The sequence below is a fragment of the Paenibacillus sp. FSL R7-0331 genome, from assembly GCF_000758645.1.
Lineage (GTDB): Bacteria > Bacillota > Bacilli > Paenibacillales > Paenibacillaceae > Paenibacillus_AQ > Paenibacillus_AQ camerounensis.
Genome location: NZ_CP009284.1, coordinates 3,842,008 through 3,859,713 on the forward strand (window position 1 = coordinate 3,842,008; position 17,706 = coordinate 3,859,713).

General features: G+C 50.7%; 16 protein-coding genes. 8 read left to right on the plus strand and 8 right to left on the minus strand.

Annotation, left to right across the window (positions count from 1 at the left end):
- Positions 1–129: 129 nt before the first annotated feature.
- Positions 130–1,056: an L-lactate dehydrogenase gene (locus R70331_RS16150; RefSeq protein ID WP_042177214.1), complete on the plus strand. Its 927-nt coding sequence runs from the start codon at positions 130–132 to the stop codon at positions 1,054–1,056.
- A gap of 225 nt (positions 1,057–1,281) precedes the next feature.
- Here R70331_RS16150 and R70331_RS16155 read toward each other — a convergent pair whose 3' ends face one another.
- From R70331_RS16155 to R70331_RS16165, 3 genes are all read right to left on the minus strand, one after another.
- A complete protein-coding gene (locus R70331_RS16155) occupies positions 1,282–2,253 on the minus strand; it encodes a glycoside hydrolase family 113 (RefSeq protein WP_042177216.1) in 972 nt (323 codons plus the stop codon).
- 248 nt (positions 2,254–2,501) lie between these two features.
- The gene (locus R70331_RS16160) at positions 2,502–3,461 is read right to left on the minus strand and encodes a tyrosine-type recombinase/integrase (RefSeq protein ID WP_042177217.1); all 960 of its coding nucleotides are present in this window, start codon (positions 3,459–3,461) and stop codon (positions 2,502–2,504) included.
- On the minus strand, positions 3,431–4,345 hold the full coding sequence (locus R70331_RS16165) for a LysR family transcriptional regulator (RefSeq protein ID WP_042177218.1): 915 nt from the start codon (positions 4,343–4,345) through the stop codon (positions 3,431–3,433). The genes R70331_RS16160 and R70331_RS16165 overlap by 31 nt, the downstream gene beginning before the upstream one ends.
- Before the next feature lie 136 nt (positions 4,346–4,481).
- On the opposite strand from R70331_RS16165, the gene R70331_RS16170 reads away from it, so the two are divergent.
- Positions 4,482–5,795: an amino acid permease gene (locus R70331_RS16170; RefSeq protein WP_042177219.1), complete on the plus strand. Its 1,314-nt coding sequence runs from the start codon at positions 4,482–4,484 to the stop codon at positions 5,793–5,795.
- 512 nt (positions 5,796–6,307) lie between these two features.
- Positions 6,308–7,258, plus strand: coding sequence for an alpha/beta hydrolase (locus tag R70331_RS16180; RefSeq protein ID WP_042177223.1), 951 nt, complete (start codon positions 6,308–6,310; stop codon positions 7,256–7,258).
- A 110-nt stretch (positions 7,259–7,368) separates the two neighbouring features.
- Here the strand turns inward: R70331_RS16180 and R70331_RS16185 are convergent, their stop codons facing one another.
- Entirely contained in the window at positions 7,369–7,725 is a 357-nt protein-coding gene (locus R70331_RS16185; RefSeq protein ID WP_052380423.1) for a hypothetical protein, read from the minus strand.
- A gap of 178 nt (positions 7,726–7,903) precedes the next feature.
- On the opposite strand from R70331_RS16185, the gene R70331_RS16190 reads away from it, so the two are divergent.
- On the plus strand, positions 7,904–9,262 hold the full coding sequence (locus R70331_RS16190) for an outer membrane protein assembly factor BamB family protein (protein ID WP_042177224.1): 1,359 nt from the start codon (positions 7,904–7,906) through the stop codon (positions 9,260–9,262).
- A gap of 21 nt (positions 9,263–9,283) precedes the next feature.
- Positions 9,284–10,027, plus strand: a complete 744-nt coding sequence (locus R70331_RS16195; protein ID WP_042177225.1) for a DUF4184 family protein — start codon at positions 9,284–9,286, stop codon at positions 10,025–10,027.
- A 52-nt stretch (positions 10,028–10,079) separates the two neighbouring features.
- Here the strand turns inward: R70331_RS16195 and R70331_RS16200 are convergent, their stop codons facing one another.
- Complete coding sequence (locus R70331_RS16200) at positions 10,080–11,303, minus strand: aminotransferase class I/II-fold pyridoxal phosphate-dependent enzyme (protein WP_042177226.1); 1,224 nt, start codon at positions 11,301–11,303, stop codon at positions 10,080–10,082.
- A gap of 345 nt (positions 11,304–11,648) precedes the next feature.
- Here R70331_RS16200 and R70331_RS16205 point away from each other — a divergent pair, with 345 nt between their 5' ends.
- Positions 11,649–12,146, plus strand: a complete 498-nt coding sequence (locus R70331_RS16205; RefSeq protein WP_042177227.1) for an AAA family ATPase — start codon at positions 11,649–11,651, stop codon at positions 12,144–12,146.
- Positions 12,147–12,377: 231 nt separating this feature from the next.
- On the opposite strand, the gene R70331_RS16210 is transcribed toward R70331_RS16205, so the two are convergent.
- Positions 12,378–12,947, minus strand: coding sequence for a histidine phosphatase family protein (locus R70331_RS16210; RefSeq protein WP_042177228.1), 570 nt, complete (start codon positions 12,945–12,947; stop codon positions 12,378–12,380).
- A gap of 148 nt (positions 12,948–13,095) precedes the next feature.
- Between R70331_RS16210 and R70331_RS31860 the strand changes: the two genes are divergently transcribed.
- Positions 13,096–13,263, plus strand: coding sequence for a hypothetical protein (locus tag R70331_RS31860; protein WP_167336658.1), 168 nt, complete (start codon positions 13,096–13,098; stop codon positions 13,261–13,263).
- Positions 13,264–13,513: 250 nt separating this feature from the next.
- On the opposite strand, the gene R70331_RS16215 is transcribed toward R70331_RS31860, so the two are convergent.
- A complete protein-coding gene (locus R70331_RS16215) occupies positions 13,514–14,401 on the minus strand; it encodes an aldo/keto reductase (protein ID WP_042177229.1) in 888 nt (295 codons plus the stop codon).
- A 95-nt stretch (positions 14,402–14,496) separates the two neighbouring features.
- Positions 14,497–16,293: an ABC transporter substrate-binding protein gene (locus R70331_RS16220; protein ID WP_052419085.1), complete on the minus strand. Its 1,797-nt coding sequence runs from the start codon at positions 16,291–16,293 to the stop codon at positions 14,497–14,499.
- Between the two features lie 143 nt (positions 16,294–16,436).
- Here R70331_RS16220 and R70331_RS16225 point away from each other — a divergent pair, with 143 nt between their 5' ends.
- Entirely contained in the window at positions 16,437–17,666 is a 1,230-nt protein-coding gene (locus R70331_RS16225; RefSeq protein ID WP_042177231.1) for an MDR family MFS transporter, read from the plus strand.
- Positions 17,667–17,706: the final 40 nt, after the last annotated feature.

Sequence of the window (17,706 nt, forward strand, 5' to 3'; positions counted from 1 at the left end):
AATGTTGTTGTTAGCATACCCGCATCCGGGGTAATGGATTAAAAACAGCATGCTTGAAAACACTACATTTAACGATTATGATGGTTAAGATTGGACACAAAAAATTCGAACTTCGGAGGAGATGTATTAATGGCCCCCCCATTTAAGCCCAATCGTGTCGTAGTCATTGGCACCGGTGCAGTAGGAACAACAACCGCTTATACCCTGCTGCTGCGCAGACGTATGCAAGAACTGGTACTTATAGATGTCAATCATCAGAAGGCCCTTGGAGAAGCGCTGGACATGAATCACGGCATGCCGTTTGTCGGCGGCGTGAAGCTATGGGCAGGAACCTATGAAGATTGCCGGGAAGCGGATATCATTATCGTAACCGCCGGTGCATCGCAGAAGCCGGGCGAAACCCGGATCGATCTGCTGCGCAAGAACATTGCCATCTTCAAAGACATCATCCAAAAAATCACCAAATACAACCATCACGCCATCCTGCTGATTGCTACGAATCCGGTGGATATTCTGGCTTATGCCACCCTGAAGATCAGCGGCTTTGACCGCAGACGGGTCATCGGTTCCGGTACTGTGCTCGATAGCGCACGTTTCCGTTACCTGATCGGGAAGCACAAGGAGATTGATCCGCGCAGTATTCATGGACAGATTATCGGGGAGCATGGTGATTCAGAGCTTCCGGTATGGAGTCTCGCCAATATTGCCGGAACTGACCTTGGCTTCGATGAAGCGGAGCGCAAGGATATCTTCGAAGACACCAAAAATGCCGCTTACGAAATTATTGACGCCAAAGGCTCTACGTCTTATGCCATTGCACTGGCACTGGACCGGATTGTTGTCTCAATCCTGGACAATGAAGGCGCTGTACTGAACGTCTCCACCCTGCTTAACAACTACAACGGTGTGTCCGATGTATTCCTCGGTGCGCCTTGTGTCGTTGACCGTTCCGGTGTGCGGGAAGTTCTGGATCTGCCTCTTAATGAGGAAGAGCAGGCCTTGTTCCAGAAATCGGCGGACAAGCTGAAATCAGAGATTTCCAAGCTGGAGCTGTAAAAATAACATTCTCCAATAACAAACAAGGGCTATCTCCCGGTCGCTTTGTCGGACCGGAAGATAGCCCTTGTTTGCGTACACCCGCACACAAAAGAATCCGTCCTTCAGCGTGTATCGCACACACCGCTGTAAAGGACGGAGTTAACTCACCATGTCATTTTGTTAATATAACATGAAACATTTTTATCTGACAATGAAATTAATATCCTGGATGTAATTTCCAGATTAACGAATCACCGGACGCTGGTAATATTCTTTTAACACCTGCTCTGCTTCCTTGCCGTAAATATCAAACCCGACGTTAGTCGCCGCTTCTTCAGCCGGATACAGCTTTGTACTCCAGTCCCACCAGAAGAAACCGGCGAACCAGGATTCATCCCAGAAGGTCTCCAGCGCCGAACGGTAAAAATTCGCCTGCTCCTGCTGGGAAGCCGGAAGCTCCTTGTGGGTGAAATCCCACGGCATCGTGGCACAGCCTAACGCGCTGCGGCAGCCAATTTCAATAAAGACGAGCTTTTTACCGAACCGGTCAGCCAGAGCCTTCAGCCGCGGCTTCTGCTCCTCCCAGGAGGACCGCATATTCTCCAGGGTATCGCCCGGAACGGAAGCTACCGGATAATAAGCGCTTGTTCCGATATAATCAACCTCGTCAAGCCACTCGATTCCTTCTTCTTTACCATGATTAGCATTGTACACAATCGGGCCGTTATACAGGCCTTTGACCTCACTGATCAGATTGCGCCACTCTGTCTCCCGCGATTCTGTAGCCACCATCTCACAGCCGATGCAGAACAGCTCACACTCCAGCTCCTCCGCCAGTTCTGCATAATGCTTAATGAAGTTTGTATAGGACTTGAACCAGGCAGCCCAGTAAACATCCCCGTCCTCAGGAAAACCGATCCGCGCTCTCCAAATTCCGTCTCTTGAGTTCACCACCGGTTTCAGGCACACCTTCAGTCCCAGCTCTTTAGCCAGCTTAACCGTATGCTCTATATCCCGGTCTGTCATTGTATATCCGTAGTCAAAATAAATCTCGGTGGAATGCACCGTGTCCTGCCACGTCCAAAAGGACAGGGCAATCCATTCACTTCCGGTTTCTGCCAGCTTCCGCAGCGATTCCTCCGCATAAGGCTGCCTGTACGCTCCTCTTGTTGATTCCCAGCCATAAGTCATTCCTTTAAAAAATCCTTCTTTCACCGCTGTATCCTCCCGTTGATTAAATTAGCAGCTTCTCTCCGCTTATAACATTTATAATTAATATCTATCTTTTGTTAGGATAATTGAAAAACAAAATAATAACAAGTTATTATTTAATGAATGTTCATCCTAACAAAACTCCGAGTCTATAAATATGAAAAAACCGGCGGACTTTTGGGTCCTCCGGCTGGTTTAAACAAGCATATGATTAGGTAATTCACTGGACTGAACTTAGCTGTTATCATTGGTTACTCCACAACCGCCGCTTCCTTCTCCGGCATGCTAATCTGCAGCCTGGCCATAGCCTCTTCCTTTTCACGGCTCGTAATATGTGTATACACGGTTGTAGTCTGAATCGAGGAGTGGCCAAGCAGCTCCTGTACCGTCCGCAGATCCGCTCCCTTGCGAAGAAGCATTGTAGCGAAGGAATGACGCAGCTTGTGGCTTGAATAAGCTCTACGGTGCGCCTCGGGCACACCCTGCTGGAACCGCTCAAACGTATCCGCAGCAATCCCCTGAATCCCTCGTATGGAGAGTCTCCGGCCTTTCTGCGAGATGAACATGGCTTCTTCTTTACTGCGCCACGGTGTCAGGCGCTCATTGATCGCTTCTTCCAAATAAGGGGCGACAGCTTCCGGGACCGGGACATTCCGCCATTTACGCCCTTTACCAAACACACGCAGCGATCTGCGGTCTGCACTGTAATCATTAAGATTAAGCGTGTGCACCTCCCCTACCCGCAGCCCCATATAGGACATAAGCAGGAAGACTGCGAGGTTACGGCTGCGGTATTTTCCGCTGACTGCTGACAGGAACTGCTGCAGATCACCTTCATCCAGGTAGACCGGCTCACGGTTCTTTTCAGTCTTGGATTTTTTGATGCCCGCAGCCGGATTAACAGTCAGCAGCTCAAGCTCAATCAGCGCCCGGAACAGGCAGTTGATGGAAGCATGCTTCCGGTTCCTGGTCGAGTCACTGACGCCCCGTTCACGCACAGTGGTCAGATAGGAGACTACATGCAGCTTTTTGACGGATTCCAGCCGCTTGCCGTTAAGTCCTTCCAAGAATTCACGCACATCAGCAAGATAAGACTTCTGCGTGTATGCAGTAAATCCGGCATCCTTCATCCAGATCAGAAATGCCTCCAGCTCTTCTTCGTAATCCGTTTCCAGCTCTCTCACCGCCGGTCCCCCCTGTTTGTGCGCCATTCTGCTGCGTGTATCTGAACGATTGCCAGAAATTCATCGAGTGCGGGTGAAACCCATTTTTTGTTATGGTAGGCCATTTGTGTAGCTACCCGCTGAGACTCATCATTCCAATTCAGGCGTGCCAGCTTGCCTTCAGACAGCTCATTTCTGACCGTAATCAGCGGCAGGAAGGAAATACCCAGCCCGGACATCACACACTGCTTAATGGCTTCAATGCTCCAGAATTCCAGATTAGGATCGGGAAATACGCCATGGCTGTTAAGATGGCGCTCAAACAGTGTGCGGTAGGTGCAGCCAGTCTCTGTATGCAGGATAGTCTCCTGCTTCAGATCGAGCGGCATAACGTCCTGTAAAGCGGTCAGCGGATGATCAAGCGGCGCCACCAGCGTCATTTCCTCCTGAATCAGCGTTTCGCAGGTTAAATCCTTGTATTCGGTCTCCGGCTGAAGCAGAAAGACCAGATCAAGCTCGCCGCTACGGACAAACTCCGTCAGCTCCCAGCAGGCTCCGGGCTTCAGCGTAATCCTGACCTGGGGATGAGACATGCGGAATTCCTTGATAATTCCCGGCAGACGGAACGCAGCCAGTGATTCAGGTGCACCGATGCGCAGCACCCCGGACAGCTCCGTTTCCGATCGGAGCGCATCCTCAGCCAGAGCATGCATCCGGGAAATTTCCTGTGCGTAAGGCAGCAGGCGGCGTCCGGCATCGGTCAGGATAATTTTTTTGCTGATCCGGTCAAATAAAGGCTGGCCCAGCTCCGTTTCGAGCGCCTGAATCTGCGCTGTAATGCTCGACTGGGCATAGTCCAGCTTCTGGGCAGCTCTTGTGAAGCTGCCTGCCTCGACTACAACCAGAAAGGTGAATAAATGCCGTGATTCCATAGCTTGCCAGCCAGCCTCCTTATGAATAAGTTATCATCGGTTTTTTGAATAGATAGTATTTAATAATTCCGTTTTTCCAATGGATCTATTATCTGATACTCTATTCATAAATACAAGGAAAGCGGGACAATCAAATATGAAGCAAAGCAATTCTCTGCAACGCAATATCGGCATGCCGCAGGCCATCGCCCTCTACATCGGGGCCGTGCTCGGATCGGGGGTGCTGATCGTTCCCGGCCTGGCGGCCGAAATGGCCGGACCGGCTTCCCTGCTGGCCTGGGGCTTTATGACACTGTTAATTCTTCCATTGGCGCTGTCGATGGGACTGCTGTCTGCCAAATATCCGAATGCCGGCGGCGTATCACACTTTGTAACACTGGCGTTCGGTCCGAGGGCCGGAGCGATGATCGGCTGGTTCTTCCTGATGTCCGTTCCGATCGGCGGACCCGTTGCCGCGCTAACCGGGGCAGGCTATATGACCGCAGCCATGGGCTGGGGCGACGGTGCGAGAATCGCGATTGCTGCCGGTATGCTGGCAGCGGGGCTGATTACGAACTGGATCGGGATGCAGGTGGCCGGCAAAGTGCAAATTGCCGTTGTGATCGCCATTGTCTCTGTGCTGGTCTTCTCCTTTGCCGCGGCGCTGCCACGGATGGAAAGCACTCATTTCACTCCGTTCCTTCCGCACGGCTGGACCAGCATCGGGCAGGCGGCGGCGATCCTCTTCTGGTGCTTCATCGGCTGGGAAGCCGTGTCTCACCTGTCAGAGGAATTTAAAGATCCGCAGCGGGCTGCCATTAAAGGCGTTACCATTGCCGCTGTCATTGTAGGCGTACTCTATTTCCTGTCCGCACTGGCAACAGTTGGCACACAGAGCTATCTCCGCGGCGGAGCGGATTCTTCCCTGGTCTGGATCATCAGCCAGCCGCTGGGAGCATGGGGCGGCTTCATCGCCGGACTCACCGGAATGTTCATTTGTACGGCCACCATCATCGCCTATACAAGTGCAGCTTCACGTGTAGCCTTCGCTTTAGCCCGTCAGGGCTACGCGCCCCGGTGGATGAGCCGGTTATCCTCCCGGTATCAGACACCGTCAGGTGCCACGATGTTCCTTATGGGCTGCTATGCAGTAATCCTGTTTCTGTATGGAAGCGGACTGCTGTCTATAACTACCCTAATCCAGTTTCCTAACGCAACCTTCATCCTGACCTACATCGGCGGCTGCGCGGCAGGCATAAGATTGCTTAAAGGCAGCCGGCTGGGCGTAACAATCAGCTGGATTTCTTTTACTGCGACTGTGGCAGTGTTTCCGTTTACCGGCTGGGCGATCGGGTATCCGCTCGTGATTGCGGCATGCTTTGCGGCCCTTGTCTGGTTCCGGAACAGCCGCCGCTCGCTGTCTGATCTGCCCGAGAAAGAGCTGCAGCAGAAAAAGTCCAATGTAATTTAATACAGATGAGTATGTGTACAACTGCTGTACGTAAACAGGCCGCGAAGCTCCTTAACCGATAAGGAATCGCGGCCTTTAATATTCAATCCATACTATTTAACTTCAACAGCAAACACCGCCGACGTCTGATTTAATGTATATATTCCGTCTTCTGTGGTCCAATTGGCAAAATACATATAGTAGTAAACACCCTTCTCATCCGGTGCTGTAAACCCGCCTTCTGTTAAGGGCACCGGAATATAAGGATTATCCTCCTCAACTGCTGTTACTAATACACTTGACGGCTGCGGCTCATAATTCAGGACAATATCGATTCTATCCCGGGCTGAACAACCGTCAGCGTCTGTCCGTGGTACAGCTGCTTTCCTATGGCAGTATCTAAACACCCCAGATAATCCCAACAGTAGCCGCTCTGCACTGCCGGCCGGAGTGAATCGTTTCAGACTGTTCGCAGCGGGTTATGGATGAAGAAGAGAATTTCTATCATTCATTACACGAAGGAGAGATAATAAATGTCGGATTATAACAAAATCGTACTGGAGCCAGCTGCCCTGCAATTTGCAAATGATAACTCAGAGCCTCCTTTTCTCCCTGACCTCGGGCCGGAAAAGGGCCGGGAAACGGTAAATAATGTTCAGTCCGGTGAAATAGATAAGCCTGCAGTCGACATTCAGGATCTTACCGTCTCTGGCGGTCCCGGCGGTAAAGTGCCTGTGCGGATTATCCGCCCGCTGAACAGAGTCGGTGACGACCTCCCGGTTATCCTCTATATTCATGGCGCAGGCTGGGTGTTCGGCAACAGCCACACCCATGACCGGCTGATCAGGGAGCTGGCGGCCGGTGCGGAAGCTGCGGTTGTTTTTCCAGAATATAGCCTGTCTCCGGAAGCCAAGTATCCTACTGCTATTGAAGAAATCTATGCTGTTCTGGAGTGGATTTCTAAGGAAGGCGGAAAAAACGGACTGGACAGCGGAAATATTACCGTGGCGGGTGACAGTGTCGGCGGTAATATGACAGCCGCCATTACTCTCATGGCCAAGGAGCGCAGCGGGCCGAAAATCGCCAAGCAGCTGCTGTTCTATCCGGTAACGGATGCCGCTTTCGATACTGAATCCTATCATCTGTTCGCAGAAGGCTACTTCCTGCAGCGTACAGGCATGCAATGGTTCTGGGATCAATATACGGCTGACCCGGAAGAACGGGCGCAGATCACCGCCTCTCCGCTCCGGGCCAGCCTCGAACAGCTTAGCGGTCTTCCGGAAGCGCTGATCATTACCGGAGAAGCGGATGTGCTGCGTGATGAAGGCGAAGCCTATGCCAATAAGCTGCGCGAAGCCGGTGTACCGGTTACAGCCGTACGATTCCAAGGCATCATCCATGACTTCGTGATGCTGAATGCAATGGCAGATACCGAAGCGAAAAAAGGCGCCCTGCTGCTGGCAACTGCCTGGTTAAAGCAGTAGATGCGATTCCTTTGACAGCTCAGCCCGCTTTAAACGTACAACAGGCCAGTCCCGATATTTCCGGGGCTGGCCTGTTTGTTATCCTTATATTCTATATAAATGTGCTCCGCTTATTTCCGCTGGGCATAGAATTCAGCCGCTTTCAGCAGCATATCCTTCAGCGAGCCGAACGAGGTCGTTTTGTTCACATGCTCGTCCAGCTGATCCTGGGGCAGCGACTTCAGGTCGTCAGCCGAGGAGCCGGAGAATCCGCCGCTTTGCAGGAGCTCCTTAAGCGACCCGAAGGAGGTAAACTTCTGCAGAAACGGGCTGGACAGCAGCTGCTCCAGCGGCAGCTTGTCCAATAGCTGATCTAACGGAAGCTTATCCAGCGGCAGCTTTTGCAGCAGTTCCCCTATATTCCCGTCTTTAACTGAATTCATAAGACCCTGGACCTTATCGCCCAGTCCGCCAAGATGAAACCCCATGATTGTTCCTCCTCTGAGTTGTAGTTGCTTTTTTATTACCCAAATCCGTTAACTGCGAATATAGGTAACATATACATTATTATGTTAACCTTATATTTTTATTAGGACCAAACAGCAACTAATCGCCTGATCCGGGGGTCAATAAAGTATAATAATATCTATCAAGGAGCTGATCCCCTTGTCCAGAACGACCCTTGGACTCGCTTTACTGCTGGCAGCCGGCCTGCTTACCTACGGTCTCGTCACCGCTTCACATGAAGCGAATTTCAGCCGTAAGGGCCAGGACCCGACGGAAGTTACAGAAGCTGCTTCAGCGAACATAACACCAAAACCGTCTCCGCAAGCTGTCACGCCGCTTAAGGTATTATGGCAGGCTAATACGGAAGGAAGCGGGATATATTCGGATGATCCCCCAGTCTCGGATGGCCGTTTCTACTACTCACACAATAATACCCTGCATGCCGCCAGCCTCAGCTCCGGTTCAATCGCCTGGACTTTTGAGAACGCCGGAACGCCGGAAATCATCAGTGGTAACACTATTTATACCATAAGCGGCAGCGACCACCTCGTTAAGCTGTCAGCGGACACCGGGGAGCAGCTCTGGAGCACGCCAGTTGCCAAGCAGTTTATGGAAATAGGCGGACACGCCCGCTTAATCGGCAAGACCATTATATTTGCCAATGAAAGCGGCGGTATAGCCGCCTACGACCCTGATACAGGCAAGCAGCTGTGGTCAAATCCGGATATCCCGATGTATGCCGGCACCATTCACGGCGGGCATAAAGGTGTACTGATCGTGTCCAGTACTATCGATAATATCCGCTCGCAATACTTTGGGCTGGAACCTGCGACCGGGAAGCAGCTGTGGCGCACAGAAGGTATCTTAAGCCCGGTTACAACATATGAAGATGACTTGGTGCTGCGCGAGACAGCTGCTGATCAGTACATTAACGGGGATTTACCGGCAGCCGGTCACCTCCTGACTCTTGTAAGATTGGATTCTGCGACAGGACAACTGACCGGGCAAGAAAATTATCAGCCTCTGGAAGATGTGCGCCTCACGGGAAGCAGCTTGACCCTAATTGAACAGCCCTATGTCTATACGCTTGACAGCAAGCCGGATCAGGCAGATCGCTCACTCATTCGTTTCACCCTTGGTCAAACGGATGGCTCAGGCGTCAAACGCTATGATGAATACGGTGTTTTGGCAGCCGGGCCTACAGATGGAATGGCTTTTTTCCGGAAAAATAATATGCTGACCGGGGTTCATCTGGCGGATGAGCGGGCCGTTACCTTCGCAGCCCCGGCCAATGGGATTACGCTGATTCAAAAGCAGGGGAATGCTGTATTCGCCAGCTATGATAACGGCAGCTTTTTCATCATGGATGCCCGCACAGGAGCCGCTGTAGGCATACTAGACACCGGTCTATCTTACACTTATTTCAGCAATATCATCATCTCCGGCACAACCGCACTGGTGCGTTTTGAGAACATAACCTTTGCACTGGAACTGCCCGAAGCCTTGTTACAAGACTAATCAAACCAGGAGCCTATAATCATGCCCTTAACCTTTGCACACCCGGCAATCCTACTACCATTTTCCCGCAAAAGCACTTACGTTCATTTTTCCGCGATGGTCCTGGGCAGCATGTCTCCGGATTTCGAGTATTTTGTCAGAGGCAGGCCGGTTGCGGAGATTGGACATTCTTTTACCGGATTCTTCGTATTTAATCTGCCGCTGGTTGCGGTCATTTATCTGATCTATCACTACTTTGTGCACAGGACTTTAATGAGCCATCTGCCGCATTATCTCCAGGACACTTACACACACCGTGCAGCTGCAAATCCTGTTATCCGGGTATTCGTATTCCTCTATTCGGCACTCTTCGGCATGCTCACGCATGTGGCCTGGGATGCTTTTACTCACAAGCAGGGGGTTATGGTGACAAAATTTCCTGGGTTCTTTAATCACATTTTCAGCGTGTACGGTCACAGCATTCCTTTATACAAATTCCTGCAGCATGGCAGTACAGCACTCGGACTCAGTCTGATCTTCGGATATCTGGTTTACAGGAGCCGTTCTAACAAGCAGGAGCCTTCCAGCATATCGGTTAAGCAAAAAGCGATTTTTTGGGCCCCCGTGTGTCTCTTAGCTATCGTCATTCTATTGGTTTGGTACGTTATAGCCCCGGTATCCTTACAAAGCTACGGCGTACATGTCGTGAGAATCGTTGATGCTGCATGCTTAGGACTGCTAGGAATCTGTCTGTTTCAAAAGCTTCGCCCCGCTCAGCCGCAATAAATTACTTCAACACAAAAAGGGCTTCCACCGCGGGAAGTCCTTTTTGTTTTTTCTATTGTAGAGCCTGTACGAAACCGCCGATTCTCTGCGCTGCCTGAACAAGCCGTGCTTCATCCTCCACCAGCGCAATCCGTACAAACCCTTCACCCTGTGCGCCAAAAGCATCCCCCGGGATTACCGCCACTCCGGTCTTAAGCAGCAGCTCCCTCGCAAACCGCCGTGACCGCCCGGTCTGGCCTGCGCAAAACACCTCCGGCAGCGGTGCCCAGATAAACATCGTAGCCTTCGGGCTCGGAACGCTCCAGCCTTCCTCAGCCAGCGCCTGCACGAATATATCCCGCCTGCGTTCATAGAGCGGGGCAACCTCCAGCCTTCCATCTCCCTGCATCGCCAGCTCCAAGGCCAGCACCGCCGCCTCCTGCACCGGATTAAACACGCCGTAATCGACATTACTCTTGAGTTCACGGAGCGCACCCACCGCTTCACGGTTGCCGGTCATGAATCCGATGCGGCAGCCGGCCATGTTGAAGCTTTTGGAAAAGGAATGAAACTCAACCGCTGTATGTATCGCTCCAGGTACCTGCAGGATGCTCAGCGGACGATAGCCGTCAAAGCCCATTTCCGAGTAGGCCAGATCATGGATGATCAGTACCTCCCATTTCAGTGCCAGTGCCACCAGCTTTTCCATGTATGCATAGTCGGCCGTTACCGAAATCGGATTCCCGGGAAAGGCAAGCAGGATGAAAGCAGCCTGCTGCCATACCTCATCCGGAATGCTGTCCAGATCAGGCAGGAAATCATTCTCCGCCAGCAGCGGCAGCGGCCATGCCTTCACCCCGGCGATAGCAAGTGATCCTGAATAAATGGGATACCCCGGATCGGGCACGATTGCCAGGTCACCGGGATTACATACCGCCAAAGCCAGATGGGCCAGCCCGTCCTGTGAACCCATCAGAGACACCAGCTCCTCTCCGGGATCAACCTCCACCCCAAACCGCCAGCTCATCCACTTGGCAGCCTGTTCACGGAATGCACTGCTGCCCTTGGAAGCCGGGTAAGAATAGCTGTCATCCCGGAGCACTGCTGCACTGAGCGCTTCACGAATTTCCCGGGCGGGCGCCTGATCCGGACTGCCTATACCCAGATCAATAATTTCAAGACCGGAGCGGATAGCCTCCTCCTTCCACTCTCCCACCTCAGCAAAAATGGAAGAGCCTAAATGTGAAAGCTTGTCCGATCTCCATTTTTGGACAGCACCTGATTTGCCCGTTGTCATAACTCTCCACCTGTTCGTTTTTGAATCATTATAGCATGACGGATGGAGTTACGGATGAAGTCTATTCATCCCTGGATTATAATGGTAAATCGAACGCTTTTTAAGCCGGATACTTGTCCGTGAGGTGTAATAAAAATCGTTTTAAAGCAAAACAGCGTATAATTTATGTTATACGCTGTTTTTTCGGGGGAAATAGGGGCTGTTTCCGACAGATTATCAACTATGATAAACTATCATATATTGGAAAGCGACTATTAAGGATGTTACTTAAACCATCCTGATTATGTACTACACTCTTATCGTGAAAAAGCATCAATTGGGCCTATTTAGATGAAGGAGGGCTTTATGAAAAAGCTAGTGATCATAAATGGAACCATGGGAGTCGGTAAAAGCACGATTGTCAGTAATCTATACAAACAATTAGAGAACTCAGTATGGCTTGATGGAGATTGGTGTTGGCTAATGAATCCATGGAATATTACAGAAGAAAATAAAACGATGGTGATGAACAATATCCATTATATTTTAAATCAATATCTTGAAAATTCCATGTTTGAGTATATCTTTTTTACTTGGGTAATTCATAGGGAAAGTATATTTGATGAAATTGTAGCAGGCATAAATAGACACGATTATAAGATTGTTAAGATCACATTAACGTGTTCAGAGGAAGAATTAATACATCGTATGCAGCAGGATAGAAGAAGTGAAAAGGAGATAGAAAATAGTCTCAATAGGTTAGGGTTTTACAAAACAATGAATACTCAGAAACTAAATACGGATGGCAAAGATGTAGGGGAGACTGTTAAAGCACTTCTAAAAATGATAGCCGATGAAAGATAAACGAGAGGCCTATGTGAAAAAGATCAATCGCTGATGAGTTTTTTGCTAGTATCTATTAGGTATCAAATTCTTAATTCAACAGAAAAGTACATCAGTGCAGCAAAAAGCCGGTAGAGCCCCTTCACTCTACCGGCTAATTATCTTTACAGCACTATTCTATAGGGCACGGAACTCCCCTGCACTTAACTATCGTCTTCGGCCGGAAATTTCCATATAACTGAAATCAACCTTTTAATCCCACAGCCTCACAACTTCAACCAGCTCAACCCCGTCGAACTCCAGTCTGTATACATCGGGTTTGGACAAGTTCAGCAGGAAATCCAGATCATACTTTGCATCATAAGCATTCATAATTAAGATCATCACAGCACCGTGAGTGCCTATAGCAATCTTTTTCCCCTTATGCTCCTGTAACAGCTCTTTGATCACGGACATAGCCCGGCCCTGACATTCCGCATTCGATTCTCCGCCCGGCAATGAATAATTGGGGTCTATAAAAGACTTCTCCAATAAAGGGACCAACACCTCATCAGGCAGGCGCTTGTCTTCATTCAGAAAAATCCTTTCCTTAAGCTCTTCATACAATAGCACTTCCTTGCCGCTGGCTTGAGCCAAATGCTCAATGGTTAGAATCGCTCTTTGATACGGGCTTGAGACAAAAACCTCTATCTCTTCCCGCTTCAGCAAATCAGTTACCCGGATTACATCCGCTTTTCCCTTCCCGGTCAGCCCTCTGGTTCTTTCGTTGCCTTCAGTCTTTGGTGAATCACCGTGCCTTACCATATAGATGAAAGTATGCATGGCTACCTCCTGTAATCGTTATACCGGATGATTATGAATATACAGGTTTCACACTATATTAGTAATAACTGGTATGTCAATATGAAAAGTACTAGTCAGATCAGGACAGGCATAGGATAGGGTATAACGAGTGAAGGTGGGAATACTCATGTCCAAGAACAAACGCGGTAAAGCACTCTGGCGGATGCCGTCCCGCAGCAGAGGAACCTGTCCAATCTGCGGCAGTACACGGATCAAGCTGCTCTATATCGGCAAAAAAGCGGACGGCGGCAAGCTGGATGTCTGCAAAAAGTGTGACGGCAAGCAGGCGGTCTAACTCGCTGTCCCGGCTTAACACAGTCTGTGTCTAGCACTCATAGTGAAGGGGAGCGCCGTTTTGTACGATACTCCCCTTTTTATTCACGACAGCTATGCAGGTATTGCCGATGGCTGCCGAGCCTGAAAACGTATTCCTTTTTTTAACTAAGCTAATCCAGCGTTCCGTCAGCCGAAACATGACAATATGCAAAATAAAGAGCCCACACCGTAAACGGCATGAGCCCCAGCCCGTTATCATCAAAAACGGTTTAGGTCTGGCCCACCCAATCTGCACCGGCAATACTCCGCCAAAGGCTGCGGATCTCCTCGTACTGCTCTGCAGGCAAAGCACCCCCGCTTAACAGTGCCGCATTCTGCTGCCAGCGTTCAGGCTTGGTAGTACCGACAATGGCTGTATGCACACCTGGTGTACTTAGCGTGAAGCGCAGCGCCGTTCCGACTGCATTTTGCGGGTCCGCTAAAAAACGGTAGGTCAATTCACGCAGCCGTTTCCAGTAAATAAAAGAATAATCACTTTCATCCACGCTTTCGAACATCCAGGCGGCATTGGCGATCGGGCGTTTTGCAGTTACGCCCATATTCCTTTTGACTGCTTCGCCTAATGTCAGGTCAATAGCCTCCTGATCTGCAATGTTGACCGAGATTTGCAGGCTGTCAAACACGCCGGTCTGCACTGCATACAGTGCGTCCTTGCGGTCACCGCTGTAGCCGATATAACGTGTTTTGCCTGCCTCTTTAGCCCGCTGCAGCACTTCAATAACGGCTCCGTCACGAAGCACCTCTTCCCGGCAGCTGTGCAAGTGGATCATATCTACGTAGTCAGTCTGCAGGCGCTTAAGGCTGCGGTCAATACTCTTTTCCAGCATAGCCAGATCCCAATCCGGATATTCCAGACCTGCGGAATGACCGCATTTGGTAAACAGATAATAGTCACTGCGGCGCGAGCCGAGTGCCTTACCGATAAGCTCCTCACTGTCTCCGTAACATTCAGCCGTATCAATCAGATTGAGCCCTGCATCCACTGCGCTTCCCAGCAGACGGTCTACCGTCTTTTGGTCCGAGCTGCCGATTTCTGAGCCGCCGAAGCCCAGCACACTGACTTCCATATCCGTATTCCCGTACTTGCGTTTTTCCATCCTGGCCGCCTCCTGTTATCCTTCGTTATGGTTTCGGGAACGCCTGTGAACTGGCATATCTTATACTTTATACCCTCTGCCGCAAAAAGAAAACGTTAGCCCTCCACGCTCCCCTCCGGAAAGCTTGATTTGATCCACAGCTTTGAAATATCGAGAAAACCAAACGAGCCGGTATGCAGACCGAACAGGCTCTGATTATGCTGGGCTCTCTTGTTCAGATGGCAGCCGTAAAGCACCCAGGCATTATCACGTAAGAGATCCTCCGTCTGCTGCAGCAGACCGCTTCTGCTCTTGTCATCCAGCTCCATGAATGAGCCGACCCTCTGTTTAATTACGGCCAGCTGGCTCTCCAGCAGGAGTCCATGCAGATGGTTAGACCTGTTAACAAAGTAATTGATCATCCCCCACTGCCAGTCATCCTCAAGCACCTCTTCAGAAAATACAAAATCCGCCCGGCTGATGATCTCGTCCAGCTGAAAATCCTTATATTCCAGCAGCTTGAAGGTTATACCTGCTGAAGCTCCGCGGCGCTGCAGCCATTCGGCCTCATCGCGTTCATCCTTTTTGTTGGTATACGCCAAGGTTATATATTCACCGTTATAGCCGCTTAGCTTAAGCTGCTTCTTAATATCATCTGGAGAAGGTTCGCTGAAGTTGGCCTGACGGCTCAGCCAGGGCAAAAAGCTCGCTGCCGGGGTAATCCGGTTCCCGCCGAGCTCCTTCTTTAAGGACAGCGGATGATATAAGAGGCTCATGGCCTGACGGAATTTCCGGTTGTGCTGAAGCCCTTTTTTGCGGAAATTGGTGAGAAGATACCTGCACCCCAGCGCCGGATAATCGATGCTGTTATTGATGCAAGCGGCTGAGGATGGGCGGACCTCCCCCGCTTCCGGCAGCTGATACTGGCGTACGCTGGCCCATTGATCCGGCAACGACCAGATTTCCACCCGGTCCAGCAGTGGACGTATACCGTAGTAATCGTCGAAGGCGGCAAGCTCAACCACATCACCGCTCAGCCTGGTTACCCGGTATGGACCAGTTCCGGTCGGGCTAAGAGGACTAAACTCCAGATCATATGGAACAATGGACATATAGACTGAGCTTAACGTATGCAGAAAAAAACGATTCGGGCGTGACAGGTCAAAACGGATACGATGATCACCAAGCAGCTCTATACCGGCAATATTCTGGAAATGCCATGTCGCCGGACTATTCTGTTCCTTGAGCCGCAGCAGTGTGTGCTTAACATCTGTGGAGGTCATAACCCGGCCGTGATGGAAACGGACGCCTTTACGCAAATAGAACACGTAGCTGGTGCAAGCTTCGTTAACTTCCCACATATGAGCAAGCGCAGGCATAAAGCTATCGCTGGACGCTTCATAGGTTACAAGTGTGCTGTAAATTTGACCAAGTAAAAAAGCTTCAAAAGCGGTGTAGACAGAGGCCGTATCCAGTGCAAGCACGTGCCGGTTGCTGATAATCCGCAGAATATCAAGCCCCGTGGTGGTCTCTGCTTCACTATGGTAGCCCATTTGCTTATTCAGGACGGCCAGCAGCCTTTCCTTCAGCGGACCTTGAACTTCCGGAAGGCCGATTAGCTCTATCCCCTGCTTGACCTTTCCCTTGCCCATCAGTCCCTGCAGCTGCTCTTCCAGCACATCTTCCATGCTGCGCAGAAAAGTGATTGTAGAGAAATGGCCTCTGCCTCTGCCCGGCTGCCAGAGTATCAATTCCTCTTCTTCCAGCCGGCGCAGTATAAATTTGACGTTGCGCGGTGTGCAGCACAGCACCTCAGCCAGTGTATCAATACTTGCCGGAAGCGGCTCCAGCAGCCTGTAAGGACTGCCAGAACCGGCTGCTATCCGCAAATAATGCGAGATATGATTATCCATCCTGATCACTCCTATAAAGGTGAAAGGGAGCGTATAAACCTTACACTTTTATTTCCCCCTTTTTACATTACAATTATACATGACACCGCCTGGAAAGGCAGTCCCTCAAAATTCATACAGCAGATTAGGAGATTCACCGACTTATGAAACAGCGTCTACAGCATATCCATCCATTAGCCTGGACCATTATTATCGGGACCATGTTCGGCCGGCTGGTTACCTCGATGAGTATTCCTTTCTTATCCATCTATTTGACCCAGGTGCTTGGGGCTTCCCCGACCCAGACTGGGTTTACGGTAGCCGTCAGCTCTCTGGCCGGAGTGATGATCAGCTTCTACGGCGGTTATATCTCTGATGTAATCGGCCGCAAAATCGTCATGCTCGTCTCTGTCTTCGGCTGGGCCTGCGTCTTCTTCGGCTTTGCCGCCGCCCAGCATTTATGGGTATTTTTCCTCGTTAATACCTTGAACGGGATCTGCCGTGCGGTATTCGAGCCAACCTCCCGGGCTATGCTATCGGATATTACCCCGCCTGAGCATAAGCTGCTTGTGTTCAACCTCAGATATGCGGCAGTTAACCTCGGTGTCGTGTTCGGGCCTATTATCGGCCTTCAGCTTGGCTCTGCTGAATCGACCTTTCCCTTTGTTATCGCGGGGATTGTCTATATCGCTTACGGGCTGGTATTGTTCATGCAATTTCGGATTCACCATTCAACCCTGCCTGAACGTCCGGCGGCTAAGGCTCCTAAGCTCCGTGCCGCACTGGCTGTTACCAGTCGTGACCGCGTCTTTTTACCGGTGCTGCTGGGTACCATTTTCTGTGTGCTCGGCTACGGACATTTCAGCTCAACGCTGGCGCAATACCTGGCAATGAATCCGCATTTCACTGACGGCGGCAAGGTGTTCTCTTATATGCTGTCGCTGAATGCTGTTACGGTGCTGGTTGTCCAATATCCGATAGTCCGCACAGCAAGTCGTTTTTCGCCGATTGTGCCGCTGATTCTCGGTAATATCTGTGTTGCCCTCAGTATGCTACTGTTCGGTGCCGCAGGGGGGATCGGACTGATGATGGCCGGCGTTATTCTGTTCACCATCGGAGAGGTACTGCTGTTCACTATGATGGACATGCTGATAGACCGGATTGCCAAACCGGAATGGAAAGGAACCTATTTCGGAACAATCGGCTTCAACGGGCTCGGCGGTGTTATGGCCCCCATCCTTGGCGGCCTGCTGCTGGATCAGTTCGGCGCCTCAAGCGGTCCCGCTGTCTTTGTGCCGCTCGCGCTGACTACGGCCCTCGGTCTGCCGTTTCTCATTGTTGCCCATAGAAGGCTTAAAGCCAGAGACCTGACAGAAGCCAAAAGCTGCTCGTAGCGTAAGCAGTCAAAGCGGCTGTATATCATATAAACAGCGG

What these genes read in the sequence shown, in the direction of transcription:
- R70331_RS16150 (WP_042177214.1), top strand. Translation starts at nt 130, where the DNA reads ATGGCCCCCCCATTTAAGCCCAATCGTGTCGTAGTCATTGGCACCGGT.
- R70331_RS16160 (WP_042177217.1), bottom strand. Translation starts at nt 3,461, where the DNA reads ATGGCGCACAAACAGGGGGGACCGGCGGTGAGAGAGCTGGAAACGGAT.
- R70331_RS16165 (WP_042177218.1), bottom strand. Translation starts at nt 4,345, where the DNA reads ATGGAATCACGGCATTTATTCACCTTTCTGGTTGTAGTCGAGGCAGGC.
- R70331_RS16170 (WP_042177219.1), top strand. Translation starts at nt 4,482, where the DNA reads ATGAAGCAAAGCAATTCTCTGCAACGCAATATCGGCATGCCGCAGGCC.
- R70331_RS16180 (WP_042177223.1), top strand. Translation starts at nt 6,308, where the DNA reads ATGTCGGATTATAACAAAATCGTACTGGAGCCAGCTGCCCTGCAATTT.
- R70331_RS16185 (WP_052380423.1), bottom strand. Translation starts at nt 7,725, where the DNA reads ATGGGGTTTCATCTTGGCGGACTGGGCGATAAGGTCCAGGGTCTTATG.
- R70331_RS16195 (WP_042177225.1), top strand. Translation starts at nt 9,284, where the DNA reads ATGCCCTTAACCTTTGCACACCCGGCAATCCTACTACCATTTTCCCGC.
- R70331_RS16200 (WP_042177226.1), bottom strand. Translation starts at nt 11,303, where the DNA reads ATGACAACGGGCAAATCAGGTGCTGTCCAAAAATGGAGATCGGACAAG.
- R70331_RS16205 (WP_042177227.1), top strand. Translation starts at nt 11,649, where the DNA reads ATGAAAAAGCTAGTGATCATAAATGGAACCATGGGAGTCGGTAAAAGC.
- R70331_RS16210 (WP_042177228.1), bottom strand. Translation starts at nt 12,947, where the DNA reads ATGCATACTTTCATCTATATGGTAAGGCACGGTGATTCACCAAAGACT.
- R70331_RS31860 (WP_167336658.1), top strand. Translation starts at nt 13,096, where the DNA reads ATGTCCAAGAACAAACGCGGTAAAGCACTCTGGCGGATGCCGTCCCGC.
- R70331_RS16215 (WP_042177229.1), bottom strand. Translation starts at nt 14,401, where the DNA reads ATGGAAAAACGCAAGTACGGGAATACGGATATGGAAGTCAGTGTGCTG.
- R70331_RS16220 (WP_052419085.1), bottom strand. Translation starts at nt 16,293, where the DNA reads ATGGATAATCATATCTCGCATTATTTGCGGATAGCAGCCGGTTCTGGC.
- R70331_RS16225 (WP_042177231.1), top strand. Translation starts at nt 16,437, where the DNA reads ATGAAACAGCGTCTACAGCATATCCATCCATTAGCCTGGACCATTATT.